Here is a 455-nt window from a genome sequence, read left to right as displayed (position 1 = left end):
TTGGTCATCAAGTTGGCGCGATAGACCTCGACCGTGCGCGGGCTGATGTCGAGTTCGTGCGCGATGACCTTGTTGACCTTCCCCGCGATCAAACCCATCAAAACATCGACTTCGCGCGGGGCCAGGCGCGCGATCGATTGTTGTGCGGCAAGGACGCGTGCCGCGTCCGCTTCGACCTTTTGCAAGCGATCATAAGCACGCTCGATGGTGGTGATCAGCGAACCGTGATCATACGGTTTTTCCAGAAAATCGATTGCGCCGGCTTTCATCGCCTCAACGGCCATGCTGATATTGCCATGCCCGGTGATGATGACGCAAATCAGCGGCAAATCGCGCGCGCTGATCGCCGTCAACACGTCCATCCCGGACGCGCCCGTCATGTGCACATCCAGCAGCACGACGCCGGGTTCGAGGGTTTGCGCCGCCGCCAGAAATTCGTCGCCCGAGCTGAAGGT

General features: G+C 59.8%; 1 protein-coding gene. It reads right to left on the bottom strand.

The features are described from left to right. Positions 1-455, bottom strand: a 455-nt coding sequence (locus AACY19_RS27280; RefSeq protein ID WP_339454601.1) for a response regulator transcription factor, incomplete at both ends; no start/stop codon positions are given.

Source organism: Pseudomonas sp. EA_5y_Pfl2_R50 (assembly GCF_963970475.1).
GTDB lineage: Bacteria > Pseudomonadota > Gammaproteobacteria > Pseudomonadales > Pseudomonadaceae > Aquipseudomonas.
This window is presented reverse-complemented; position numbering and strand designations above follow the sequence as displayed.